Below are 25392 nucleotides of genomic sequence, written 5' to 3' on the forward strand. Positions count from 1 at the left end.
GATGACTATTTTCTTATCGCTTCGCAAGCACCTGGCCTTGCTGAGCGTTTGCTGGCTAGCCATCTGCCGGCCGGCTCAGGCCCAGCGCCAACAGCAACTCTTCAACGCCGACTGGAAATTTCACCGTGGCGACGCGCCCGGCGCCGAGCGCCCGGCAGCCGATGACCACGCATGGCGCACCCTCTCCCTACCCCACGACTGGAGCATTGAAGGCCCATTCAGTGAGGAGTGGGCCAGCGCCACGGGCTACCTGCCGGGCGGCGTGGGCTGGTACCGCAAAACGTTTGCGCTGCCCGCCGGCTACCAGGGCAAAAAGGTGTTCATCTACTTCGACGGGGTGTATAAAAACAGCGAGGTCTGGCTCAACGGCCATTTCTTGGGCAAGCGGCCCAGCGGCTTTGCTTCCTTCCAGTACGAGCTCACGCCTTATTTAGTAGCCAAGGGCCGCAACGTGCTGGCCGTGAAAGTCAACCACAGCGAAGTGGCTGACTCGCGCTGGTACACGGGCTCCGGCATCTACCGCAACGTGTATCTGCTGGCGACTGCGCCGGTCCACATTCAGCAATGGGGCGTGGGCTTCACCACGCCGCAGGTGTCGAAGAGCGCCGCTACGGGCAAGGTGGCCATTGCCCTGACCAATGCCAGCGCCGCAGCGGCAGCCGTTACCGTCACGGGCACGCTGCTCGATGCGCGGGGCCAGGCCGTAGCCACGGCCCGGCAACTGGTGACCGTGAAGCCTAAAGCCGACGGCACCGCTAGCGTTACCCTACCTATTAAAAATCCCGCCCTGTGGTCGGCCGACCAGCCCAACCTGTACCGGCTGCGGGTGAGCCTGGCCGTGCAAGGCCAGCCCACCGATGAGGTGACCGAGGAAGTAGGCGTGCGCAGCCTGCGCTTCGATGCCAACCAGGGCTTCTTCCTCAACGAGCAGCCGACCAAGCTCAAGGGCGTCTGCATTCACGACGATGCGGGCGCGCTCGGCGTGGCCGTGCCGCCCGAAGTGTGGGAGCGCCGCCTCAAAGCCCTGAAAGTCGTGGGCTGCAACTCGCTGCGTATGAGCCATAATCCGCACGCCGACTACCTCTACCACCTCTGCGACCGGCTAGGCTTCCTGGTGATGGACGAGGCCTTTGATGAGTGGGAGCGCGGCAAAAACAAGTGGGTAGCCGGCTGGAACGTGGGCACTCCCAGCCAAAACGGCACGCACGAGTACTTCAAAGAGTGGGGCGACCGCGACCTACGCGACATGATACGCCGCAATCGCAACCGGCCCAGCATTATCATGTGGAGCATCGGCAACGAAATCGACTACCCCAACGACCCCTACACCCACGAGGTGCTCAATACCGGCCGCAACCCCCAGATATATGGTAAAGGCTACCTGCCTACCCACCCGCCCGCCAGCGAGATGGGCCCGCTCGCTAGGCGCCTCGTGGCCGTGGCCAAGCAGGCCGATGCCTCGCGCCCCATCACGGCCGCCCTGGCTGGGGTGGTCATGTCAAACTTCACCGACTACCCCGCGGCACTGGATGTGGTAGGCTATAACTACCAGGAGTTTCGCTACCCCGAAGACCACAAGCAATACCCCCAGCGCATTATCTACGGCAGCGAAAACGGCATGGCCCCCAGCGCCTGGGCGGCCGTCGATTCCAACGCCTACGTATCGGCCCAATACCTCTGGACGGGCATCGACTACCTGGGCGAGGCCGGCAAGTGGCCGCAACGCAGCAACGGCGCGGGCCTGCTCGATATGGCTGGCTTCCCCAAGCCCGAGTATTATTTCCGCCAAAGCCTATGGACCACTGCGCCCATGCTGTCGCTGGCTACTTCCGAGGTACTGGCCGCCGGCGCCCGCGCTGGGCGCATGCCCCGCACGCCGCCCACCTGGAACTGGTCCGCCGCCACCCAGGTGCGCGTGATGGCCCTCACCAACAATGAGTCTACTGAGCTTTTCCTCAATGGCCAGTCGCTCGGCAAGCTCCCCGGTCGCCAACCTACCTGGGACGTGCCCTATGCCGCCGGCGAGCTGCGCGCCAAGGGCTACCGCAACGGCCAGGTGGTAAGCGAAACCCTACTGCGTACCGCCGACGCCCCTGCCGCCTTACAGCTCAAGCCCGACCTCACTCGCTTATCAGCCAAAAACCAGGGCCTAGCCCAGGTCGAAGTGCAGGTAGTGGATAAAGCTGGAAACCCCGTACCCGATGCGGCCAACGAAGTAAGCGTCACGCTCACCGGCCCCGCGCGCCTGCTAGGCATAGAGAGCGGCGACCTGGCGAGCCACGAATCCTACGCCGCGCCTCAGCACAAAGCCTATCAAGGTCGGCTGCTGCTCTATATACAGGCTACCGGGCCGGGACCCATCCGGGTTGCGCTTACCGCGCCGGGGTTAGCCCCTCAAACCACCGAGCTGCGTGCAGACTAGCTTTTTAGAAAGCCCGGCCAACTTGGTCGGGCTTTTTTAATGGGCACTGTTCCCGAGCCAGTCAGTCCCTCAGGCTGAGCACAGGAATGCTTTTCGCTTGAATAGCCTTGGTTAGTACCCCTAGCGGCCTGAGCGGGACGGTTTGCTGCGTTCTGCACGACGGCCTTTTGTGCTTGGGCTACTTTATCAGTCACTGCATCTCTTGAAAAATAGCGGGACAACCTGGGCTGAAAATTTAGATTACCTTTTTAATAACTAGTCGGCACGCCTAACATTTTCTGTTTATCTTGCAGCATCAAAACCGCAGCTAGGTGTCCCCTAAATACTCGGCTAGCCTAACACTTTACTTTTCAACTCTCACCCAATCAGCGTCATGGAAATATCGAACAAAACCGCTCCAAAAGGCGGCGAATTTATTATTAAGCCTACTGAAGCCCAGGACGTTTTCACGCCCGCCGACTTTACCGAAGAGCAGAACATGATGTACCAGACCTGCCTGGACTTCGTGGCTACCGAGGTATCGCCGCTGCTGGAGCGCCTCGACAACCACGAGGAAGGGCTGATGCGCGGCCTGATGGAGAAAGCCGGTAACCTCGGCCTGTTTGGGGTGAGCGTGCCAGAGCAGTTTGGCGGCCTCGACATGGACTTCGCCACTGCCCTGCGCGTGACGGAAGGTGTAGGTGGCGGGCACTCGTTCCCGGTAGCTTTTGCAGCACACACGGGCATTGCGCTGCTGCCAATTCTGTATTTCGGCACCGACGAGCAGAAGCAGAAATACATCCCGGGCCTCACCGATGGCACCCTGATGGGCGCCTACTGCCTCACCGAGCCCGGTTCAGGTTCTGATGCGCTAGGGGCTAAAACCAAGGCGGTACTCAATGCCGAAGGCACCCACTACGTGCTGAACGGCCAGAAAATGTGGATTACCAATGCCGGCTTTGCCGACGTGTTTATCGTATTCGCCAAGATTGACGGCGAGCAGTTTACCGGCTTTATCGTTGAAAAGAATACCCCCGGCCTAAGCCTCGGCAACGAGGAGCACAAGATGGGCATTAAGGGCTCATCGACGCGCCAGGTATTCCTGAGCGACGCACTGGTGCCCAAGGAAAACGTGCTGGGTGAGATTGGCAAAGGCCACCTCATCGCGTTCAACGTGCTGAATATCGGCCGTATTAAACTGGCGGCGGCCTGCCTGGGCGGCGCCAAAGCCGCGGCTACCCAAACGGTGAAATATGCTAATGAGCGCGTGCAGTTCAAGCTGCCCATCTCGAAGTTTGGCGCCATTCGTTTCAAGCTGGCCCAGCAGGCCATCCGCATGTACGCCGTTGAGTCGGCCATTTACCGCGCTGGCGAGGATATCTACCGCAAGGAGCAGGAGCTACTGGCTAGTGGCATGGGCCACAACGAAGCCCTGCTAGGGGCCGCCCGCGAGTTTGCCGTGGAGTGCGCCATCCTGAAGGTAGAAGGCTCGGAAGTACTTGACTACGTAGTAGATGAAGGCGTGCAGGTGTACGGCGGCTACGGCTTCTCGGCCGACTACCCCATGGACCGCGCGTATCGCGACTCGCGCATCAACCGGATTTTTGAAGGCACCAACGAAATCAACCGGATGCTGGCCGTCGATATGATTCTGAAAAAGGGTCTGAAAGGCGAAATCGACCTCATGGGCCCGGCGCAGGCCGTGCAGCAGGAGCTGATGAGCATTCCGAGCATGGGTGAGAGCGACGACACTGCTTTCGCCAGCGAGAAGAAAGCCATCGCCAACATGAAGAAAGCCGTGCTGATGGTGGCTGGCACGGCCGTACAGAAGTACATGAACTCGCTCGCCAAGGAGCAGGAAGTGCTGATGAACATCGCCGACATGGCCATCAAGACCTACACCGCCGAAAGCGTACTGCTGCGCGTAGAGAAGGAAATCGCCAGCAAAGGCGAAGAGGCCCTGAGCCGCCAGCTCGATATGGCCCGCGTGTACCTCTCCGACGCCATCGACCTGGTGGAGAAGTCGGGCCGCGAAGCCATCGCCAGCATGGCCGAAGGCGACGAGCAGCGCCTGCTCAGCATGGGCCTCAAGCGCTTCACCAAGCCCGACCTCTTCAACGTGAAGGAAGCCCGCCGCCGCGTGGCCGCCGGCCTCATCGAAGCTAACGAATACTGCTACTAAGCCTAGACCGCAGATTCAAACGGATTTTGCAGATACGGCCGCTGAAGCGGCCTGACTACCAGTTCGTTTATCTGGTCTACCCCAATAGAAAAACCAAACCACAAAAAAGGCCACCCGGATGGGTGGCCTTTTTTGTGCATAAGGAAGAAGGGCTAGCCAGGCCGCTTCAGCAGCCGTATCTGCGAAATCCGTTTGAATCTGCGGTTATTGTTTGAGCTTCACCTCGTTCAGTTGCAAGGCGGCCGACTTTTTATTGGGGCGGCTGATGCCAATGATGGTTTTCGGGCCTAGCCAAGTGGTAAAATCCTTCACGTAGGCGAGCTGCTGGTCGTTGGCCACGTTGAGCTTGAGGCGCTGCGGGGCACTAATAACGCCAGTAGGAGTCTGTATTTTACGCAGATACAGGTCCGACTTACCCTCAATGGTTTCGAGGGTTACCAGCTCCACCTCTTCGCCAAATACGGCCGCGCGGTAGCCAATGCCCGTGTAACTATCAATAGCGGGAGCCACCTGGTCTTTGGCAATGATGGTATGCCAGGTGGGGGTGAGGAATGGGCTATAGCCAAACAGGTACAGCTCGCGGGCGTGCACCGGCAGTTCGGGGCCGCCCTCCTCGAAGTGGCGCTCGGCAATGATTACCAAGTTCTTCCCCTCAGTAAGCAGCATATCGGCTAGATAGATGTCGGTCAGAGCCTTCACCTCGGTGCCAGTAGCCTTACTTATCTCGGCCAGAAAAGCGGGCGCGAATGGCAGCTCGTCGGCTAGCTTGAGCTTGCTCTCGGCAAAGTCGAAGCGCACCAGCTTCAGGCTGCTGAGCTGGCCGGTGCGGTCGTTAGCGCATAGCGCGGCACCGTAGAGCTGACCGTCGGGCTGCAGCGTAAACTTGGCGTCGCGGATAGTGATGGGCTGGCCGCCAAACGTGCCACCTACCGGCACGCCCATCACCTGAATGGCCGTGGCCACTCCAATGCGGTCGGCGGTGGCGGGGTAGCGGCGCACAGTCAGCTTCTTCATGCCGTCGCCGAGCAGCGTCACGTACTGCGTGCCGTCGTTAGCCAGCAAAATGTTGGGCGAAAAGAAGTCACCCTGGTCGCGAAAATCATACGTGCGGTCCAGAATCTTGCTCAGCTTCTGGTCGTAGAGGGTGCCTTCCAGCGTGCGCACTTGTGCCTCGCGGGTTTGGTAGCGGTACGCCAGCAGGCGGTTGCCATCGGGCGAGAGGCGCACCACGGGGCGGCGGTCCTGGGCCGGGGCCGTCACTACTATCACCGGCGCGCCCTTTTGGCCGCCGGCCAGGCCAAAGGGCTGCACCGTCAGGTTTTGGGTGCTTTCGTCGGCGTGGTGCAGCACGACCCACACCTGCTCGGCATTGCGGCCGAAGGCTTCTACGGTTTCGCCCGGCGCCACAGGCATAGTAGTGCTCCACTGCTTTTTAAGGTTCGCGTCGTAGCGCTCCACAGCGTAGGCGCTGCCGCTTTGGTGGGCCAGAATGACGAAACCACTGCCATCGGCCAGGGCCAAGGTCTTTTGCGGCACGCGCTGATTGTAGCGGTCCTCGCCCTCCTCGGGCACGTAGCTAAAGGGAGCCGACTTGGTTTTCTGGGCCTGCCCAGGGTGAGCCACCCCTAGCAGGCCGCATACTGCGAGCGTGGTAATACCAAAAAGAAAGCGCATGAAAATACTCGGTAAAAAGGTCGCAGATACAGTCTGCCGGCTCAAAAATACCCCCGCTAGCGCAAGTCGCTTGCCTTTCGCTAAGCAAATCTGGTCATTAAGCACTCCGGGCGGCCAGCCCGGCGGGCGTACCTTTGCCGATGGAAGCTCTTAACAGAACTTTATTACAGCAAAAGGCAACTCTTCCAGCCCGCGGACGTTTAATCGGCGCGCGCTAAGGATGGTAGCAGTTGGTCTACCAATCACTTCTCTTTCCCCACCCAACTTTTAATTTTCTGATAGTCAATACAAAATCTACTAAATGGCACCAATTTTGGGATGGTATGTGCCGCTATCCACATCTTATGAAATCATTGCTCAAACTCGGCTCTTTATTCGCTCTTATCATTGCTGGCCGCTACATGCAGCTGGCGCAGCCAGCCGCTTCGGCCGGCCTTGCCAAAGCGCCTGTTACCCTTTTCCTGCCCGATAGCGCCAATGGCGTGACCTTGACAAACTACACCAAAGCAGAGCCGGCGGCGACTATCACACCGGTCAACCAACGAAAGCAGGAGCAGCCTCTCACTTGGTTTTAATAGCTAAGCGGTTTCAATTGAAACCGCTTTTTTTATGCCTAGCCCGGCCGGCAACTAGCTGATGCGGCTCCAGTTGACGGCCGTGGCGGGCAGGCTTTCGATGTGCCGCCGAATGTTGCCGTGCTCGGGTCGCGCCAGTTCTGGGTCCTCATTTAGGATAGCCTGGGCGGCGGCCCGGCTTTCAGTAAGGATGCGGCCATCCTTGGCCAAGTCGGCAATAAGAAGGTCAAGCACGCCGCTTTGCTGGGTGCCCATGAGGTCGCCGGGGCCGCGCAGCTTCAGGTCGATGTCGGCTATTTCGAAGCCGTTGTTGGTCCGCACCATTGTTTCGAGGCGGGTGCGACTATCCTTGCTCAGCTTATAGCCTGTCATCAGGATGCAATAACTCTGGTCGGCGCCCCGGCCCACGCGGCCGCGTAGCTGGTGCAGCTGGCTCAGGCCAAAGCGCTCGGCGCTCTCTATCACCATTACCGAGGCGTTGGGCACGTTCACACCTACCTCGATAACGGTGGTCGCCACCATTATCTGGGTTTCCTTTTTCACGAAGCGGGCCATCTCGTAGTCCTTCTCTTCGGCCTTCATGCGGCCGTGCACGATGCTGATTTGCAAATCGGGGAAAGCTCGCTGCACGCTTTCGTAGCCGTCGGTCAGGTCCTTATAATCCAGCGTTTCGCTTTCCTCAATGAGCGGATACACGATGTACACCTGCCGGCCCAGCGCCACCTGGTCGCGAATAAACTGAAATACTTTCAGCCGATTCGCATCGTAGCGGTGCACCGTCACGATGGGCTTGCGGCCGGCCGGCAGCTCGTCAATCACACTCACGTCGAGGTCGCCGTAGAGCGTCATGGCTAGGGTACGCGGAATGGGCGTGGCCGTCATCACGAGCACGTGCGGAATAACGTAGGGGTTTTTCTGCCACAGCTTCGAGCGCTGCGCCACCCCAAAGCGGTGCTGCTCGTCCATGATAGTCAAGCCCAGGTTGCGAAACTGCACCACGTCTTCGAGCAGCGCGTGGGTACCCACCAGCATCTGCATCTCGCCGTTGCGCAGCTGCTCGTGTAGCACACGACGCTCGCTGGTGCGGGTGCTGCCCGTAAGCTTGCCAATGTTGAGGCCTAGCATGTCGGCGTAGCCTTTAAGGCCCTGGTAGTGCTGGTCGGCCAGAATTTCGGTGGGCGCCATCAGGCAGCTTTGGGCACCGTTGTCGGCAGCCATCAGCATGGAGATGAACGCCACGATGGTTTTGCCCGAGCCCACGTCGCCCTGCAAGAGCCGGTTCATCTGCTTGCCGGCCAGGAAGTCTTTGTAAATCTCGTGGATAACCCGCTTCTGCGCGCCCGTCAGGTCGAAGGGCATAATATTTTTGTAGAAGTGCGTCAGCGTCGGCACCTCGTTGAAAATCTGCCCGGCTAGGGCCACCTTACGCTGGTCTTTCTGGCGCAGCAGCTTAAGCTGCACGTAAAACAGCTCCTCAAACTTGAGCCGAAACCGCGCCTTCTCCAGCAGCTCCGGCGTTTGCGGAAAGTGAATCTGCTGCAACGCCGTGGCCTTATCAAGCAGTGCATAGTGCTGAATGAGGGCCGGCGAGAGCGTTTCGGTGACCTGCGGCAGGGCAATCTTGAGCAAGTCGCTCACCATCCGCATTATCGCCTTGCTGTCGATGCGGTGGTAGTTCTTGAGCTTCTCGCTGGTGTTGTATACCGGCTGCAAAAAGCTCTGGCCGGCCTTCTGCTCGGTCACTTCTTCCAGTTCGGGGTGGGCCATCTGGGGCCGGCCGTTGAACATGGTTGGCTTGCCAAAAACGATGTACTCCTGGTGGTTTTTGATGACTTTCTCCAGAAAATTCACGCCCTTAAACCACACTACTTCGAGCTCGCCGCTGGCATCGCCTACTTTGGCTACCAGGCGCTTTTTAGGCCCCTCCCCTATCACTTCGCGGCCACGCAGCACACCTTTCACCTGCACATAGGGCAAGTCATCGTGCAGGTCTACAATATTATAAAACTGGGTACGGTCGAGATACCGAAACGGGTAGCGCTGAATGAGGTCGCCGTAGGTAAATATTCCTAGCTCCTTACCCAACAGCTGCCCCCGCTGCGCCCCCACGCCGCGCAGGTATTCGAGCTTAGTTTGAAAGAAATTACTCATTTCTGGAGTCGCACGAGAGTATCCATAGCTTAAAACAGAATGCCATGCTCATCTGACGGCCGCTTGTTAAAGATTTCCCTTTACTCGGCACCCTAGCGGCGCGGCAGAGATGCTTCGACAAGCGGGCGCCAGATGAGCATGATATTCTTTCCCAGCGCCTTATTTATTGTATTTTAGCGAATTGAGCATCTGTATCATGTCATACTTCACATACTCGATTACTGGGGCTAGCGAGTCGTTGGCCGTAGCCGTGCGGAAGTAGAGCGCCGCCCTAAAAAAGTGCTTGGTGCTGTCGGTGGTATAAAACTGAAACTGACTCGGCACCTCGCCTTCCAGTTCAAACACCGAGGCGCGCATACCATTGGGCGTGCGCAATATCTTTTCCTCAATGGAAGTAGCCTTAATCTGATGCTTGCCCGTGAGCTTGCGGGCGTCTTCCATCATCTTATTATAAAGCTGACGGTTGCGCACCACATTGGTATAGGTTATCTGAATATTAGCGTGCAGCTGCGGGTAATACACGTTCAGCCAGTCGGGCTGGGCGAGGTAGGATGAATCGCGCAACACCTTGGCATACTGCGAGTACTCGAATGTGTAAGGGTGCCCCGGCCCGAGCGTGCGATAGCGGTGCGGCGGCAGGTCGATGCGGTTGTAGCCCTTGGGCTTGGGCGTAAAATCGGGCGCCGAGGAGCAAGCCGCCAGCAACCCGGCCGCGCTAGCTGCCAGCAGCGCCAAACCCCAGAATCGGGAAGAAGTCATAGGTCTACAAAGTTAGCGCCTTAGTCTGAACCACGGATTCGGACGGATTTTTCGGATTCCACGGATGTTGTGGACGCTTGCCAACGCTTCTTTTTGCTATGTAGTACGCAAAATCTATCTAGCAAAAAAGCCACCCTAGCGGATGGCCTTTTAAATTTGAATGGTCCAAAAAATCCGTGGAATCTGAAAAATTCGTTCGAATCCGTGGGTTAAAAAGGTAACTGGTCGAGCTCAGGCTCCTGGCGCAGGCTCACACTTTCGTCGGTACTGGGGCTAGCGGCGCCATTGCCAGCGCCACCCGGCCGGCCGCCGAGCAGCGAAATCTCATCGGCGATAATCTCGGTGATATAGCGCGTCTGTTGGTCTTTATCCTGATACTGGCGGGTGCGCAGCTTGCCTTCAATGTACACTTGTGTGCCTTTTTTAAGGTACTTGGCAGCCAGCTCCGCCAAGCCCCGCCAAGCCGAGATGTTGTGCCACTCGGTGCGCTCCACGCGGGTGCCCTGCTTATCCTTGTAATATTCGTTGGTAGCCAGCGTAAAATGCGCCACGCTGTTGCCGCCTTCTAAGTGACGAACCTCCGGGTCTTTGCCGAGGTTGCCTACCAGAATCACCTTATTCACTCCTGCCATAACTCTTTCCTGTAATACCGTAAAGCAACAGCCAACCACAGCTGTCATTGACGAGTTAAAGGTACGAAACGATTAGCACTATTGCAAATATTATTAGCAAATAAAGCTACTAATAATAGCCAGCAGTTTGCTGCTCCTAGCTTACCTTAGCGAGGTAATTACTGATGAGCACGGGCTTGGGCAAATTCTCAATTTCGGCGGCCGAATAAGCGCGCAAACCAGTAGTGCGCAGCGTAGCGGCCGGCAGGGCAGCGGCCAGCGCCACAGCATGGAATCGCGCTTCGAGCTTCTGGTGGCTCAGCACGTGGCGAAGCGTGGGCGCCGGCTGGTCTTCGGCCACTCGGCTGGTGTCGGGGTGCCCGCCCAGCGCCTCTACGTGGCGCAATACCTCGGTGGCAGGCAGGTCAGCGCTATCGGTTTCGGCCAGGGCAAAGTCATAGAGACCCTGCCAGATGTCACCAGCCAGGCGCTCCTTTAAATAAAGCTGCTCGCCGTGCCGCAGTACCAAGTAATGGAAGTAGCGCGTGCGGCTAGCCTTGGCTTTGCTCTTGACGGGCAATAGCGCCACTTGCCCATGCTGAAAGGCCCAGCACTGGCTTTGCAAGGGGCAAAACAGGCAGTCGGGCTTGGCGGGCGTGCATTGCAGCGCTCCAAATTCCATAATAGCCTGGTTGAAATCGGCGGCGTGAGCCGGCGGCAGATGCTGGTCGGCCAGGGCCTGAAACTCCTTGCGCGAGCTAGGGGCCGCAATGTCGGCGTGCAGGCCAAAAACCCGCGCCAGCACTCGAAATACGTTGCCATCGAGCACTGCAACAGCCTCATCGAAGGCAAATGAAGCGATGGCCGCCGCCGTGTAGGGACCCACGCCCTTCAACTGGCGCAGCCCCGCGTAGGAGCCTGGAAATTGGCCGCCAAACTCGCGCACTACCTGCTGGGCGGTGTGGTGCATGTTGCGGGCCCGAGAGTAGTAGCCTAGCCCCTGCCAGTGGCGCAGTACCTCCTGCTCGGGGGCAGCAGCCAGGTCGTGCACAGTAGGGTAAGACGTCAGAAAGTCAAGGTAGTAGGGCAGCCCCTGGGCTACCCGGGTTTGCTGCAGGATAACCTCCGAAAGCCAAATGGCGTAGGGGTCGCGGGTGTGTCGCCACGGCAAGTCGCGGCGATGCCGCGGGTACCAGGCCAGTAGCTCCTGCGCCAAGAATGAATGGGATGGAACCGGTGCCGTAGCAGATGCAGTTTTAAGCAAAATAATGAGGCAGAATATTTTGGCCAAAAGAGAAACTTGGAAGTTTCCATTGGCCGTACAAAATTTAGAGAGTACCTTTGCGCTCCGTTTCGAATAGCGAACCTCCTACCGGGCAAGGAATTACGTCGAAACCGGTTGATTATCCGCCCGATATTTTTTTTCACTTCTAGTACCCCCCCTTACCAACGTGACCAAAGCTGAGGTAATTTCCGAAATCTCGCAAAAAACCGGCATTGAGAAAGCCGATGTGCTGACGACCGTAGAAGCCTTCTTCAAAGTAGTGAAGGATTCGATGACCGAGGGCAACAACATTTACGTGCGTGGCTTCGGCTCGTTCGTAAACAAGAAGCGTGCGCGCAAAGTAGCCCGTAACATCTCGAAAAACACCTCGCTCATCATCGACGAGCACTATATCCCGAGCTTCAAGCCGAGCAAGACTTTCGTGGCCAAAATCAAAGCCAGCAAGAAAATCACCGGCGAAAACTCGGATAAGCCGGCCAAAAGCACCAAAAAGGCAAAAGCTTAAGTTATAAGTAGTTTGCGGTAAAGAAGTGATGGGGTGATAAGGGCGGACGGGCCAGCCGCGAGGTAGGCCACGGGTTCCCTCCTTATCACCTCATTGCTTGCTAGCCCTCTTTTTAGGTTATGGCTTCTACTTCCTCCACCAGTACGCACCAACTGCTGCTACTAGTCGGCGCCCTGGCGCTGGCGGGTGGGCTGTATGCGCTGCCCAAGGGCATCGTGAAGCCTAAGGAAGGCAAGGCTGCACTCAATCAGGATGCGGCCCGCACGGCCAACCGCGACGGCGGTGGCATGGCCACCAACGGCTCGAAAACCGAGGCTTCTTCGGGGCCACGCCCGGCCGAGGCCGGCACAGTAGCCGGTGAGCCTAGCAACCCGTCCGCTAACGCGCCTCACACCCAAGCTACATCGGCCCAGCGCCAAGAACTAAACACACTGCTGGCCCAATACCGGACTGCCCCGGCCGCAAGCCGCCGCCAGGTGGCTACTACGCTAGCTGCGCGCTATGCCACGGTGCAGCGCTTCGACAGTGCGGGGTATTATCTGGCTGGCCTGGCCGCTACGCAGCCAAGCGAGAAAGCCTGGCAGCAAGCGGCCGATGCTTATTTTCAGGCGTATAGCTTCGCGGCCTCTGCCGAGCGCAAGAAAATGCTGGGCGACAAGGCGCGGGAGCTGTACGATAAAGTATTGGCTGCCAACCCTGATAACCTGGATGCCAAGACTAACTTGGGCATGGCCTACATGAGCAGCGACAACCCCGTGAAAGGGATTGGCCTGCTGCGTGAGGTGCTAGAGCAAGACCCTAAAAATGAGAAGGTTCTCTACAACTTAGGTATTCTCGCTATTCAAAGCAACCAGTACGATAAGGCCGTAGAACGCTTTTCGCAGCTGGTGCAAGTGAATCCCAAGAACGTGGAAGGCCAGTTTTACCTCGGCGTTTCGCTAGCCCGCACCAATCGCGGCCCGGCAGCTCGCGCCGCTTTCCAAAAAGCCAAAAGCCTCAGCGACGACCCGGCGCTAGCCGCTTCCGTCGATGAAGAACTAGCTAAACTCCGAAACTAACCCCGGCCTCGGGCTACTCGGCGCAAAGGTGCTACTTTTGCAACCCAGCTTCAGCTACCCGAAACCGGAACTCATTTATACAATACCCTTTAAACTCCCAGTACAATGCCCTGCGGTAAGAAACGTAAACGCCATAAGATTGCCACCCACAAGCGTAAGAAGCGCCTGCGCAAGAACCGCCACAAGAAGAAGTAATCTTCTGACTTAGTGCGGGGTAAGGGGTGGACAGTGGGCTGCAGAAGCGCCCATTGTCTGCCTATCTCTCACGTAGCCTCCGCCACGCGGACGACTACCGTGGTGTGCCGGACTGCCCTAGCGGGGCAGGGCCGTGGCTCGCGAGGGGAAGCTGGGACACTACTGGTCCTGGCTTCCCTTTTGCCGGTTTCGGGGCAAGCCACTTTGGCCTTCGGGGCCGGGCGGGCTACTTTAACTAACCTACTACGTTGAGCAATGAATTAATTATCAATTCCACCCCCGAGGGGGAGCGGATTGCCTTGCTCCAGGATAAGCGGCTGATTGAGTACCACTTCGACCGCAACGACACCAACTACGCGGTAGGTGATATCTTCCTGGGCACCGTGCGCAAGGTGATGCCCGGCCTTAATGCGGCCTTCGTCGATATTGGCTCCGAAAAGGATGCCTTTTTGCACTACGGCGACCTGGGCGAGCAATTCCCATCCCTTAATAAATGGGTGGGTAGCGTGCTCAAGCACCAAGCACAATCGCCTGGCCTGGAGCACTTTAAACTAGAGGCGCCGCTCGAAAAGGTTGGCAAGGCCGACAGTGTCTTCAAGAAAGGCCAGAACCTGCTGGTGCAGGTGGTAAAAGAACCCATCTCGACCAAAGGGCCGCGTGTCAGCACCGATATTTCGATGGCGGGCCGCTACTTGGTGCTCATGCCGTTCACCAATACCATTTCGGTATCGAAGAAAATCGTGAGTAAGGCCGAGCGCGACCGACTCAAGCGCCTCATTGCCAGTATTAAACCCGAGGGCTTTGGCGTTATTATCCGTACCGTGGCCGAAGGCCACGAGGTAGCCGAGCTCGACCGCGACATGCAGAGCATGGTCGATAACTGGAACACGCTCTACCAAAACCTGCGCAAGGGCCAGCCCCGCGACAAGATGCTGGGTGAGCTGGGCCGTACTTCCTCGATGCTGCGCGACATGCTCAACGAGTCGTTCGACTCGATTGTGGTAGATACGCCGGCCCGCTATGAGGAGATGAAAGATTACGTGCAGAAAATCGCGCCCGACAAGCTCGGGCTGGTGAAGCTGCACAATAGCAAGGTGAAGGTTTTTGAGCAGCTAGGCATTGAAAAGCAGCTCAAAACCTTGTTTGGCAAAACGGTGAGCGTGCCGGGCGGCGGCTACCTCGTGATAGAGCACACCGAGGCGCTGCACGTGGTAGACGTAAACTCGGGCTCGAAAAGCAACCAGGAAAACGACCAGGAGGCCACAGCCCTCATGATTAATCTACTGGCTGCGAAGGAGGTAGCGCGCCAGCTGCGCCTGCGCGACATGGGTGGTATCATCGTAGTAGACTTCATCGACATGCGGGCCGCCGAGAGCCGCAAGAAAGTGGAAGACGCGGTGTACCACATCATGAAGCAGGACAAGGCCAAGTTTACCATCCTGCCCATTACCAAGTTTGGCTTGATGCAGATAACCCGGCAACGAGTTCGCCCAGCCGAAACCATCGTGACCGGCGAGGTGTGCCCCACCTGCGGGGGCACCGGCAAGATTTCGGCTTCTATCCAGGTTACCGATGAGATTGATAACAGCATCGACGACTTGCTAGTCAATCAGAATCAGGCGGGTATCACGCTCTACGTGCACCCCTTCCTGCACGCTTACTATACCAAGGGGCTAGTGAGCCGGCAGATGAAGTGGTATTTGAAATACTATAAGTGGGTGAAGGTGATGAAAGACACTGCGCTAGGCCTCACTGACTTCCGCATCGAAGATGAACACGGCGAGCAGATTGAATTGCACTCGGCCGCCGCGGCCATGGCTAGGGCCCAAGACCGTGAGGTAGTGGTGGAGGATGTCTAGACCACGGATTCGGACGGATTTTTCGGATTAATCGGATTTTGTAGACGATTACAATAAAGAAAGGCCACCCAGTAGGGTGGCCTTTCTTATTTCCAGCTATTGCAAAGAACTAGCAAAATAGGCTTTTGAACAGTCGTCTACAAAATCCGATTCATCCGTAAAATCCATCCGAATCCGTGGTCTAGAATTTAAGACCTAAATCCAGCGAGAAAACGCTGTTTTTAATACTTACATCGGAGAAGTTGCGGGTGCGCTCGAAGTACCGGTCGAAGTCAACCAGCCCGTGGTGATAACTGAGCCCGGCCAGGAACTTCGTGCTCTTGCCAAGCTGATACTCAGCGCCTACTGCGCCAATCAGGTTGGCATCGACGGGAAGTACGTGACTGCTGGCCGACGTCTGGTTATTGTTGTCGTAGGGGTCGGTATAATATTTCTCGCCATTGATGCGCGACTGCACCGGCACGGCCAGCGAGCCCCCTACCTGGAAGTAGATGCGCGTGGCGGGGGCCACTTCATTGGTAAAGAGTTTAAGCGTGAGCGGCAGCTCTAGGTATTGGATGGCTATTTTTTGCTCAACCCGGGTGCCCGGAAGCTGGGACATGGAAAGCGGATTGCGGTCGAGGTAAGAGATAGTGCCGCCTTTACCTGTCAAGAATAAGCCAGTATTAAAGGCGTAGTTCTCGCCGAAGAAGTAGTCCATGAATATGCCCCCGCCGAAGCTGAATTTGCTGCTCTCACTCTGAAAGGAGGTAGCCGAAGTGGAGCTAGTGCGCAGGTAAGAGATGGACGGCGATACTTTAAGCCCAATCTCGACTTGGGCAAAGGCGGCCGGAGCTACAGCCAGAGCTGCCAGCGTAAGAAATAGTTTTTTCATACAGTGATGCAGGTAGTGTTTAGCACTACCAAACGGGATAGGGCGTTGGGAAAGTGTAATTTTGCACAAAAATACTCCGAGCTTGAAACTCTCTTCGCTTACTTCGATAGTGCTGCTGGCAGTGGTGGGGCTGCTAGCCGGCTGCCGCCAGGGCGCCGATGGCTGCCGCCCCGACCCAGCCGCCAATGCGCCGGCCGCCTCCCTACAGCTAAAACACCTGGAGCGGGCCTTCTTCCAGATTAAGAATCCGGCCGAAGGGTTGCAGTTTATGCGCGCCAATCCCGTTTTTGCCCGCTACTACCTGCAAGCCGGGCAGGCGCCACCCGATACCCTAGCCAAAGCGCTGGCGCAGCTGGCCACCAACCCCGACCTGCAGCAGCTCAGCCAGCAAACCGCCACCGCCTTTGCCGACTCGGCTAGCCTGCGCCAAGAGCTGGCGAGCATGTTTGGGCGAGTGAAGTATTATTTTCCTGACTTCAAGGCCCCAGCCGTGGCGGCCACCTACGTGAGTGGGCTGATGGGCAAGGATGTTTATGTAAATGACAGCCTGCTCGTTATCAGCCTCGACTGGTTTGCGGGGCCGAAAGCCAAGTACCGGCCCGACTTGCCGCACTACATGCTGCGGCGCTACCGCCCGGCGTTTGTGCTGCCCACGCTGGCCCTAGCGGTGTCGAGCAAATACAACCGCCACCAGCTGACGGCCACCTCGATGCTGGACCAGATGGTAGACCAGGGCAAGCGCCTCTACTTTGCCGGTGCGGTACTGCCTTGCACGTCCGACTCGCTGCTCATCGGCTACTCAGCTAAAGATTTGGCAAATGTCAAATTCAACGAAGCCCGCATCTGGGGGCACTTTCTCGAAAACAACCTGCTCTTCAGCACCACGCCGTTTGTAATTCAGAAATACGTAGGTGAGCGGCCCAATGTGCCCGAAATAGACCGTACCTGTCCCGGCCGGGTCGGCCAGTGGGTAGGCCTGCAAATAGTGCGCAAATACATGACCGAGCACTCGGGCGTGACGCTAGCCCAGCTTATGGCCGAGAAAGATGCCCAGCGCATTTTGAATGAGTCGCACTACCGGCCGAAGAAGCAGTAGGTAGTGACCGTATGCACATTGCCGTTTTCAGCCAGTACCACACCAGCCCCGACTGCCCAGCTACTAGCCGGCACTACACGCTGCTGGCCGAAGTAGCCCGGCACCACCGCGTTACGCTACTCACCACGCCCGCCTGGCGCAGCCAGCAGCTCACGCACGAGTGGCCCTGGGTGCCGCCCGGCGTGGAACTGCTGGAAGCTAATATCCCATATGACAACAAGATGGGGCCGGCGCGGCGGGCACTAGCCTTTGCGCAGTATGCGGCGTGGGCGGTGCGTGCCGGCCGGCGCATTGCGCAGCCCGATGTGGTGTGGGGCATCAGCACGCCGCTCACGGCGGCCTGGGCGGCGGCGCGGGTGGCGCGGCATTGGCGGGCGCCGTGGGTCTTTGAAGTACAGGATTTATGGCCTTCTTTTCCGGTGGCAATGGGCGCGGTACCTACCGCGCTAGCCCGGCAGCAGCTCTTTGCGCTAGAGAAAAGGCTGTATGAAAGCGCGGCGCACATTGTGCCGCTTTCACCCGATATGAGCCGCTACGTGGCCGGGCTAGGCATTGCTGAAAGCAAAATCACTACGCTGCTCAATGGCACCGACCTCGACCTGGCGGCCCGCGCTACCCCAGCCGCCGTGGCGGTCTTACGTCAGGCCCAGGGCCTGGCCGGGCAGCGGGTGGTGCTCTACGCCGGCACCTTCGGGCGGGCCAACGACATGCCGACGGTGGTGGCAGCCGCGGAGGCCCTAGTGGCAGCCGACCCGGCGGTGACGTTTCTGTTTCTTGGTCATGGCTACTATGCGCCGCTGGTGGCAGCCGCAGCGGCGCGCTGGCCCGGCCGCATTCGGCTGGTGGGCGGGCAGCCACGCCACGCGGTGTTCAGCTGGTTTGCGCTGGCCGATGTGGCTATTGTGTCCTTTCTGGGCTTGCCGGTGCTCGATGCCAACTCGCCGGCTAAGCTCTACGATGCGCTGGCGGTAGGCACGCCCGTGGTGGTAACTAACGCCGGCTGGACAAAGCAGCTCGTCGAAACGCACCGCTGCGGCTGGTACACGCCGGCCGGCGATGCGCCAGCCCTGGCTACTTGCCTGCATGCCGCACTGGCCGACCCCGTGGCCCTAGCCGCGGCGGGTGAGCGCGGCCGAGCACTGGCCCAGGCCGAGTTTGACCGGGTAGCGCTGGCGGCCCAGATGCGCCGCATTTTGGAAAACGCCGCGGGCTAGCCCCTTTAGCAAAAAAGGCCCGGCTGCAAGTGCTTGCAGCCGAGCCTTTTTACTTACGCTAAGTAGCGACTACTTAACTTTTACTTTTTTGCGGTTAGCCTTGATGCGCGTGCCGGCCGGTACGGTCATCGTATTGGGGCTGGTGGGCTGGGCAGTGGTAGTGGTCGACTCTACCGTGGTTGATGACGGGGTCGTAGTTTGCATGGTGCCCGTCATGGGCGTCGTGGTCGTGGTAGTAGGCGTCGTGGTGGTCTGACGGGTCGTCGTGGTCGTGGTACCAGTCTGGGCGTTAGCCGAATAAGCGCCAGCGGTTAATAGCGCGGCGAGAACAAGCAGCTTTTTCATAAGAGTAGTATTTTCGGTGGAAGGAAGAGCTGACTTCACGCAGAAGTCAGAAATCGTTCGCCTTTAACGCTACCCAAACTAAAAGGTTAAATGCAGGCCGTGACAGCGGGCTAGCTCAGGCATATCGCCGGCAGCATTCTACTGACAATCAAAGGTCTATCTCAGCCTAAGCAGCCTACGAAATCGGCACCTTGCGCAGAATAGCCTCAATCAGGTCGTGGGTGCGAATCCCATCGGCTTCGGCCTCGTAGGTCATCAGAATGCGGTGGTTGAGCACATCTTCGGCCACATCCTTGATGTCTTCGGGCAGCACGTAGTCGCGGCCGTCGAGATAGGCCACGGCGCGGGCAGCGCGGTGCAGGGCAATGCTGGCGCGCGGGCTAGCCCCAAACTGCACGGCTTGCGCAAACTCGGGCAGGTCGTAGTCGGCCGGGCGGCGCGTAGCAAATACCAGTTCAATTAAATACTTTTCCAGCGTATCGGAAATCGTGACCTGGTTTATCTGGTCGCGGATACCAAAAATATCTTCCTTGGTTAGCACCGGCCGCACATCACCCTGAAAGCCTAGGTTGGCCATGCGGCGCATCACCTCCAGCTCATCGGCTTTTTTGAGGTAATCGACGTGCACTTTCAGCATGAAGCGGTCGACCTGCGCCTCGGGCAGCGGGTAGGTACCCTCTTGCTCCACGGGGTTTTGGGTGGCTAGCACCAAAAAAGGCCGGTCGAGGGCATAGGTCGTTTCGCCGATGGTGACTTGGTTTTCCTGCATGGCTTCGAGCAGAGCGCTCTGCACCTTGGCCGGCGAGCGGTTTATCTCGTCGGCCAGCACGAGGTTGGCGAAGATGGGTCCTTTCTTCACCTCAAAAACCGATTGGTTCTGGTTGTAAATCATGGTGCCCACGAGGTCGGAGGGCAGCAGGTCGGGCGTGAACTGCACGCGCTGAAAATGCAGGTGCAGCACCTGGGCCAGGGTACTTACGGTGAGGGTTTTGGCTAGGCCCGGCACGCCTTCAAGCAAAATGTGGCCGCCGGTGAAGACGCCGATAAGCAAACGGTTGACGAGGGCGCGCTGGCCCACCACCACTTTTTCCATTTCGGCGAAGGCCTGGCGAATAAGCGGTCGGTAATCGGGGGCGGAAGTAGGCTGCATAGGGCAAAGTAACGGCGGTGCCCCGGATAGCGGCGCGGCACATGGCCTCCTTGCGGGGCGTGGGAGACGTGCTAAACGCAACTGTATGGTCCAGGTTGGACACACTTCCAACGCAAATACCCAACCCCGGCCGATGGTTTGCCGTTTGGAAAGCTTCGATTCTGTCTCTCCTGAAGCCGGGCGCGGCTTCGCTTTCCTTTTATCTGCCTGTGTCAGTATATCTACGGCGCTTTCTGTACGTGGTCTTCGGGTTGATTGCACTGGTATTGCTGCTAGTGATAGGCGTCGTTGTGTTCCTGCAATTCCCGGCGGGCCAGGATTTTGTAGCGCGCCGCGCCGAAGGCTACCTGCGCGACAAGCTCAAGACCGAGGTGCGACTAGGCACCTTCCGCACCGACCTCCGGCACGCTATCAACTTTGACAATGTGTACCTGGCCGACCAGCAGCGCGACACGCTGCTGAGCGTAGGCCACCTGGGCGTGAGCCTCGACATCTGGGCCTTGCTGCACAAGCAGGTGAATATTAAAGACGTAGAGCTGGAAAACGGCCGCGTGCGCCTTACGCGCACCGAGCCCGACAGCGTCACCAACTACGGCTTTATTGTTAAGGCTTTTAGCACCCCTACGGCGCCGGTCGATACGACCAGCGCGGGGTTGAAGTACGACATTGGGCGGGTGCACCTGGCCAACATTCTGTTTACGCAGCAAGACCAGGTGGCCGGCTCCGACCTGCGGGCCCGGCTCGGCGACCTGCTCGTGAACATGGACGAGGTGGATGTGGATAAGTCGGTGTATAAGGTGGATAACGTGGCGCTGCGCCACGCCGCCATCCGGATGGAGCAAACCAAAACGGCGCCCGAGCTGGACAATAAGAAGCCTACCAAGCCGCTCGACTTAACATTCGGGCTAAACCGGGCGACGCTGGAAGACGTGGCCTTCACGTATAAAAACGAGCCGGCGGCGCAGTATATCGACAGCAAAGTGGGCCTAGCCGACGTCACGGCTAAGAATATTGACCTGCTGCGCGAGCACATCGACCTGAACAAGCTGACGCTGAAAAACACCACCTTCGCCTACGCCCAGAACAAGAACATTACGCCCGAAAAAGCACCCATTAACCCCGCCAAAGCGGTGCGCAAGGTGAACGAGGCTGCGGAGAAGGCCAACCCCAACCCCATTCGCTGGCGCGTGACGCTAGGCCAGAGCGACATCAGCGGGCTAGCGGTGAACTTCGATAACTTCAACGACCCCAAACTGCGGAGCCGCTATCCGGCGCTCGACTACAGCCACCTGCATTTTACTGACCTCGTGCTGAATACGCGCGACCTGGTGGCCACGCCCAACCGCACCGCCGGCCGCATCGACAACCTGGCGGGCCGCGACCAGAGCGGCTTTGCTATTACTTCGGCCAGGGCCAACGCGGTGTACGACTCGGTCGAAATCAAGCTCGACAGCCTCAATCTGGTGACGCCCAATTCGCACATTCGGCGCAGCCTGGCTATACGCTATAAGAGCCTGGGCGCCATCGCCGCCGACCTGCCCAACCTGGGCCTGAGCGGCGACCTGCGCACCACCCGGCTGGGCTTCCGCGACGTGCTCTACCTGGTGCCGAGCCTGGCCGATACGCCGCCCTTCACCACCGGCCCCAACCAAAGCATCTTGCTGAGCGGGCTGGTGACGGGCCGGCTGGGCGACTTGCTGGTGCGCAACCTTGATTTTGTGGGGCTGCGCAACACGGTGGTGCAGGCCCGGCGGGCGCACATTGTGGGCCTGCCCAACGTGGATAGCCGTTTGTTTGTAGACCTTGACATTCAGCGCTTCAGCACCACGCGCGCCGACCTGCTGAGCGTGTTGCCCAAGGGCACGGTGCCTTCCAACATCAGCCTCCCCCCTAGCCTTTCGGTGAGCGGCACTTTTCGAGGGCGGCCCACTACGCTGGCCTTCGACACCAACCTGAAGCTGCGCTCGACCTATGGCAACGTGGCGTTCAGCGGGCGGCTAGGGGCCAAGCAGGCCAATGGCCAGCAGCCGCTGGTGGGCACCTTCGCGGTGCAGAACTTCGATGCCGGCAAGCTGCTGAAAGATCCCGCCATTGGGCCGATTACGGGCACCGGGCGTATTAATGCTACCGGCAATTTGCAGGACCCTAACACGCTGGTGGGCAAGCTGACGGCTAACATCCAGAGTGCCCGCTACAACGGCTACACCTACCACGGCGTGAGCACGGCCGTGGATATTGACCGGGGCAAATACACCATCGCGGCCAGCAGCCACGACGACCCCAACCTTGACCTCGACCTGAAGGCCGTGGTGAACCTGCGCGACGCCAAGAACCCGAGCTACGAAGTGACCTCGCTGAACCTGCGCGGCGCCAACCTCACGGCGCTGGGCTTCTATACCGGCGGCAACCTGCAAGTGAAGGGCGACCTGAAAGCCAACCTGCGCGGGTCGAGCCTGAACACAATCAACGGCACATTCAGCGGCAATCATATTGTGCTGGTGAAGGATAAGCAGCCCTTCGCCCTCGATTCGGTGCAGGGCCGCATTGTGCAGAATGCCTCGCGCACGGCGATTGACTTCAACTCGAATGTGGCGGCCATCAACCTCGACGGCAACGTGCACCTGGGCGACCTGGCCACGGAGCTGCAAAAGCACGTCAACCGCTACTTCCACCTCGACGGCGTAACGCCCTTCCGCGACCCTAGTGCCAACCGCCAGTTCACCTACCTGCTGCGGGTGAAGCGGCCCCGCATTCTGACGCAGTTTGTGAGCGGCCTGAAGCGGATTTCGCCCTTTACGCTGGCCGGCGACTACAGCCGTGCGGCAGCCCGCCTCACGGCAAAATCAACCATTCGCTTTATTCGCTACCAGAACTACCGGCTCGACTCGGTGAAGCTCGACGTAGGCTCGGACCCGCAGAAGCTCGACTACGCCGTGCGGCTAGCCCGCGCCCGCCAGGATACGACGCTGTCGCTGCGCCGGCCCAGCATAGTAGGCAATCTGGCCGACAATAAAATAAATACTCGCGTGGCCATCCTGGGCGACAGCAGCAACCGCGAGCGGCTAGCCTTGGCAGGCACCGTAGAGGCACTCGAACAGCATGGGCACGACGCCTACGAGTTTGTGGCCGCTCCCGAGCAGATTATCAACTACGATACCTGGACGGCCGGTGCCGGCAACTACGTGCGCTACAACGCCGACGGCACCATTGTGGCCAACAACCTGCGCCTGAGCAATGGCACCTCGACCCTGGTAGTGCAGAGCCAGAACCCGGCCGTGAACACCTCGCCGCTAGCCCTGCGCTTCGAGCAATTTAACCTGGGCATTGTGAGCAGGGCCATCGGCCAGCGCGACTCTACGCTAGGGGGCACGCTCAATGGCGAGGCCGTGGCGCGGGGGCTGGGCACCAAGAAGCAAGCCTTTACGGCTAATTTGACCATCAAGGACTTGCTGTACAATAAGGTAGTGCTCGGCGACCTGGCCTTGCAGGCCAGCAACCCAGTGGCCGACCGCTACGACGTGAATGCCCGCCTGACCGGCGGCGGGGGCAACGACGCCACCCTGCACGGCACGTACAACACGGCGCCCAATGCCACGCCGCTGGCCTTCGTGCTCGACGTGGCCCGCCTCAACGTGAAGACCGCCGAGCCGTTCTCGGCCGGGCAAATCAGCCAGAGCACGGGCTTCCTGACGGGGCAGCTGAACATAGCCGGCACCCCGAGTGCGCCGCAGGTGCGCGGCCAGCTCACTACCTCGCCCGATGCCAGCTTTGTGGTGCCGCAGCTAGGGTCACCGTTCCGCCTAGTGAGCCAGCCCGTCACGTTTGATGATAAAGGCATCGCCTTCAACAACTTCACGGTGCTCGACTCGGCTGGCAATAAAGCGGTGGCCAATGGGTACTTGCTGACCAAGAACCTGCTTGACTACGCCTTTGACCTGCGCGTGACCACCAACGACTTTATGGCCGTGCGCAGCAAGCGCACCGAAAAAAACACGCTTTACTACGGCCGCCTGGTAGTGGACTCGGAAACGCGCCTGACAGGGCCGCTGTCACTTATCAAAATAGATACCCGCGCTACGGTAGTGAAGGGCTCGGACCTGACGGTAGAAAACCCTTCGGCCGACCCTAGCGTGGTAGCCCGCGAAGGCATTGTGCAGTTTGTGGATTTGAAGATGCGGCCCAAGCCGCACCTGGTGGTGCTTACCGACCCCGATTCAACTAACACCAGTGCCATTGGCTACGACCTCACGGCCACGATTACCATTACCGATAATACGCCCTTCACCTTTGTCGTTGACCCGGTGAGCGGTGATAACCTGCGCGTGCGGGCGGCGGGCACGCTCACCACTACGCTCGACCCGAGCGGCAACCTCACCCTGACCGGCCGCCTCGACGTGACCCGGGGCAAATACCGGCTCTCGCTCTATGGCCTGGCCACGCGCGAGTTTATCATCACCCGGGGCTCGTACCTGGTGTGGAACGGCGACCCTTATAATGCCGACCTCAACATCACGGCGGCTTACCGGGTGAAGGCTGCCCCGGCCGACCTGCTAGCCGCCCAGGGCACCCTCGACCCCACGGCGAGCACGGTATCGCGCAACCTGATGCCGTTTAACGTCTTAATTAAGGCTACCGACCAGCTAAGCAAGCCCACTATCAGCTTTGACATAACGCAGCCCCCTAGCTCGACCAGCAGCCCGGTGGGGGCGGAGGTAGAAGCCGTGCTCGGCAACCTGCGCCAGCCCAGCCAGACGTCGGAGCTAAGCAAGCAGGTGTTTTCGCTGCTTGTGCTAGGCCGGTTTATTCAGCAAAACCCCTTCCAGACCACGGCTGGCGAGGGCGTTGTGGCCAGCCAGCTGCGCGGCTCGGTGAGCCAGGTGCTCACCGACCAGCTCCAGAACCTGACCGGCAAGTACCTGGCCGGCCTGGGCCTCGACCTGGGCGTGACCAACCAGGCCGACTACAGCAGTGGCTCGGCCCAGGGCCGCACCGACCTCAACGTGGCCGTGCGCCGCCAGCTGCTCAATAACCGCCTCACCGTGCGGCTGGGTACCGACGTGCCGCTGAGCGGCAATACCGGCACCCAGGCCACCCAGGGCAGCAGCGCCGCCAGCAACTTCGCCGGCGATGTGAGCATCGAGTACACGCTGCTGGCCGACGGCCGCCTGCGCCTGCGCGCCTTCCGCCAAAACAGCTACGAAGACATCGACGGGGCCATCGTACGCACGGGCGCTTCGCTGGTCTTTCAGCGCGACTACAGCAATTTCAAGGACTTATTTGAGAAAGTGAGCCGCGACGTGAAGAAGGAGCGCCGCCAGACGCGCAAGCAAGACAAGCTGGAGAAGGAAGAAGAAAAGCGGCGCGACCAGCACCTGACCGACTCGACGGCCGCCGCCAACGGCGCCATGCGCGCGGATAGCATCAAGAAGAAATAAGTATTGGGAATGAGGCACTTGAA

At 59.1% G+C, this 25392-nt stretch carries 17 protein-coding genes; 9 read left to right on the forward strand and 8 right to left on the reverse strand.

The genetic code is table 11. The features are described 5' to 3' along the window. The first annotated feature begins 1 nt into the window (after nucleotide 1). Nucleotides 2-2422: a glycoside hydrolase family 2 TIM barrel-domain containing protein gene (locus J4D99_RS03200; protein WP_208130264.1), complete on the forward strand. Its 2421-nt coding sequence runs from the start codon at nucleotides 2-4 to the stop codon at nucleotides 2420-2422. Nucleotides 2423-2795: 373 nt separating this feature from the next. Beyond that, the gene (locus J4D99_RS03205) at nucleotides 2796-4583 is read left to right on the forward strand and encodes an acyl-CoA dehydrogenase FadE (RefSeq protein ID WP_208130265.1); all 1788 of its coding nucleotides are present in this window, start codon (nucleotides 2796-2798) and stop codon (nucleotides 4581-4583) included. A gap of 204 nt (nucleotides 4584-4787) precedes the next feature. Here J4D99_RS03205 and J4D99_RS03210 read toward each other — a convergent pair whose 3' ends face one another. Then, nucleotides 4788-6257, reverse strand: coding sequence for a hypothetical protein (locus J4D99_RS03210; RefSeq protein WP_208130266.1), 1470 nt, complete (start codon nucleotides 6255-6257; stop codon nucleotides 4788-4790). A 344-nt stretch (nucleotides 6258-6601) separates the two neighbouring features. Here J4D99_RS03210 and J4D99_RS03215 point away from each other — a divergent pair, with 344 nt between their 5' ends. Then, nucleotides 6602-6832, forward strand: a complete 231-nt coding sequence (locus J4D99_RS03215) for a hypothetical protein (RefSeq protein ID WP_208130267.1) — start codon at nucleotides 6602-6604, stop codon at nucleotides 6830-6832. Nucleotides 6833-6886: 54 nt separating this feature from the next. On the opposite strand, the gene recG is transcribed toward J4D99_RS03215, so the two are convergent. From recG to mutY, 4 genes are all read right to left on the reverse strand, one after another. Continuing rightward, a complete protein-coding gene (gene recG / locus J4D99_RS03220) occupies nucleotides 6887-8983 on the reverse strand; it encodes an ATP-dependent DNA helicase RecG (protein ID WP_208130268.1) in 2097 nt (698 codons plus the stop codon). Between the two features lie 159 nt (nucleotides 8984-9142). Then, nucleotides 9143-9742 carry a gliding motility lipoprotein GldD gene (gene gldD / locus J4D99_RS03225; protein ID WP_208130269.1) on the reverse strand — a complete coding sequence of 200 codons (600 nt, stop codon included), beginning with the start codon at nucleotides 9740-9742 and terminating at the stop codon, nucleotides 9143-9145. A gap of 209 nt (nucleotides 9743-9951) precedes the next feature. Next, complete coding sequence (locus J4D99_RS03230; protein WP_208130270.1) at nucleotides 9952-10374, reverse strand: single-stranded DNA-binding protein; 423 nt, start codon at nucleotides 10372-10374, stop codon at nucleotides 9952-9954. Between the two features lie 136 nt (nucleotides 10375-10510). Then, nucleotides 10511-11569, reverse strand: a complete 1059-nt coding sequence (mutY, locus tag J4D99_RS03235; RefSeq protein WP_236018513.1) for an A/G-specific adenine glycosylase — start codon at nucleotides 11567-11569, stop codon at nucleotides 10511-10513. Nucleotides 11570-11804: 235 nt separating this feature from the next. On the opposite strand from mutY, the gene J4D99_RS03240 reads away from it, so the two are divergent. The 3 genes from J4D99_RS03240 to J4D99_RS03250 all read left to right on the forward strand — a co-directional run bounded on the left by J4D99_RS03240 (nucleotide 11805) and on the right by J4D99_RS03250 (nucleotide 15255). Then, nucleotides 11805-12143 carry an HU family DNA-binding protein gene (locus J4D99_RS03240; protein ID WP_208130272.1) on the forward strand — a complete coding sequence of 113 codons (339 nt, stop codon included), beginning with the start codon at nucleotides 11805-11807 and terminating at the stop codon, nucleotides 12141-12143. 119 nt (nucleotides 12144-12262) lie between these two features. Further along, complete coding sequence (locus J4D99_RS03245) at nucleotides 12263-13201, forward strand: tetratricopeptide repeat protein (RefSeq protein WP_208130273.1); 939 nt, start codon at nucleotides 12263-12265, stop codon at nucleotides 13199-13201. Between the two features lie 443 nt (nucleotides 13202-13644). Further along, the gene (locus J4D99_RS03250; protein ID WP_208130274.1) at nucleotides 13645-15255 is read left to right on the forward strand and encodes an Rne/Rng family ribonuclease; all 1611 of its coding nucleotides are present in this window, start codon (nucleotides 13645-13647) and stop codon (nucleotides 15253-15255) included. 181 nt (nucleotides 15256-15436) lie between these two features. Here the strand turns inward: J4D99_RS03250 and J4D99_RS03255 are convergent, their stop codons facing one another. Beyond that, nucleotides 15437-16129, reverse strand: coding sequence for a porin family protein (locus J4D99_RS03255; RefSeq protein WP_208130275.1), 693 nt, complete (start codon nucleotides 16127-16129; stop codon nucleotides 15437-15439). 82 nt (nucleotides 16130-16211) lie between these two features. On the opposite strand from J4D99_RS03255, the gene gldB reads away from it, so the two are divergent. Together gldB and J4D99_RS03265 are read left to right on the forward strand one after the other, a co-directional pair. Beyond that, a complete protein-coding gene (gene gldB / locus J4D99_RS03260; RefSeq protein ID WP_208130276.1) occupies nucleotides 16212-17225 on the forward strand; it encodes a gliding motility lipoprotein GldB in 1014 nt (337 codons plus the stop codon). Between the two features lie 11 nt (nucleotides 17226-17236). Further along, nucleotides 17237-18439, forward strand: coding sequence for a glycosyltransferase family 4 protein (locus tag J4D99_RS03265; protein ID WP_208130277.1), 1203 nt, complete (start codon nucleotides 17237-17239; stop codon nucleotides 18437-18439). 69 nt (nucleotides 18440-18508) lie between these two features. Here the strand turns inward: J4D99_RS03265 and J4D99_RS03270 are convergent, their stop codons facing one another. Both J4D99_RS03270 and J4D99_RS03275 read right to left on the reverse strand, forming a co-directional pair. After that, nucleotides 18509-18784, reverse strand: coding sequence for a hypothetical protein (locus J4D99_RS03270; protein ID WP_208130278.1), 276 nt, complete (start codon nucleotides 18782-18784; stop codon nucleotides 18509-18511). A 175-nt stretch (nucleotides 18785-18959) separates the two neighbouring features. Further along, on the reverse strand, nucleotides 18960-19934 hold the full coding sequence (locus J4D99_RS03275) for an AAA family ATPase (protein ID WP_208130279.1): 975 nt from the start codon (nucleotides 19932-19934) through the stop codon (nucleotides 18960-18962). A 209-nt stretch (nucleotides 19935-20143) separates the two neighbouring features. On the opposite strand from J4D99_RS03275, the gene J4D99_RS03280 reads away from it, so the two are divergent. Next, nucleotides 20144-25369: a translocation/assembly module TamB domain-containing protein gene (locus tag J4D99_RS03280; protein WP_208130280.1), complete on the forward strand. Its 5226-nt coding sequence runs from the start codon at nucleotides 20144-20146 to the stop codon at nucleotides 25367-25369. Nucleotides 25370-25392: the final 23 nt, after the last annotated feature.

It is taken from the genome of Hymenobacter sp. BT559 (assembly GCF_017571525.1).
GTDB classification, from domain to species: Bacteria; Bacteroidota; Bacteroidia; order Cytophagales; family Hymenobacteraceae; genus Hymenobacter; species Hymenobacter ginsengisoli.

Excerpts from the sequence above, each read along its gene's own strand:
- J4D99_RS03205 (WP_208130265.1), top strand. The coding sequence starts at position 2,796 with ATGGAAATATCGAACAAAACCGCTCCAAAAGGCGGCGAATTTATTATT.
- recG (WP_208130268.1), bottom strand. The coding sequence starts at position 8,983 with ATGAGTAATTTCTTTCAAACTAAGCTCGAATACCTGCGCGGCGTGGGG.
- J4D99_RS03215 (WP_208130267.1), top strand. The coding sequence starts at position 6,602 with ATGAAATCATTGCTCAAACTCGGCTCTTTATTCGCTCTTATCATTGCT.
- J4D99_RS03200 (WP_208130264.1), top strand. The coding sequence starts at position 2 with ATGACTATTTTCTTATCGCTTCGCAAGCACCTGGCCTTGCTGAGCGTT.
- J4D99_RS03255 (WP_208130275.1), bottom strand. The coding sequence starts at position 16,129 with ATGAAAAAACTATTTCTTACGCTGGCAGCTCTGGCTGTAGCTCCGGCC.
- J4D99_RS03210 (WP_208130266.1), bottom strand. The coding sequence starts at position 6,257 with ATGCGCTTTCTTTTTGGTATTACCACGCTCGCAGTATGCGGCCTGCTA.
- J4D99_RS03265 (WP_208130277.1), top strand. The coding sequence starts at position 17,237 with ATGCACATTGCCGTTTTCAGCCAGTACCACACCAGCCCCGACTGCCCA.
- J4D99_RS03270 (WP_208130278.1), bottom strand. The coding sequence starts at position 18,784 with ATGAAAAAGCTGCTTGTTCTCGCCGCGCTATTAACCGCTGGCGCTTAT.
- J4D99_RS03245 (WP_208130273.1), top strand. The coding sequence starts at position 12,263 with ATGGCTTCTACTTCCTCCACCAGTACGCACCAACTGCTGCTACTAGTC.
- gldD (WP_208130269.1), bottom strand. The coding sequence starts at position 9,742 with ATGACTTCTTCCCGATTCTGGGGTTTGGCGCTGCTGGCAGCTAGCGCG.
- J4D99_RS03230 (WP_208130270.1), bottom strand. The coding sequence starts at position 10,374 with ATGGCAGGAGTGAATAAGGTGATTCTGGTAGGCAACCTCGGCAAAGAC.
- J4D99_RS03275 (WP_208130279.1), bottom strand. The coding sequence starts at position 19,934 with ATGCAGCCTACTTCCGCCCCCGATTACCGACCGCTTATTCGCCAGGCC.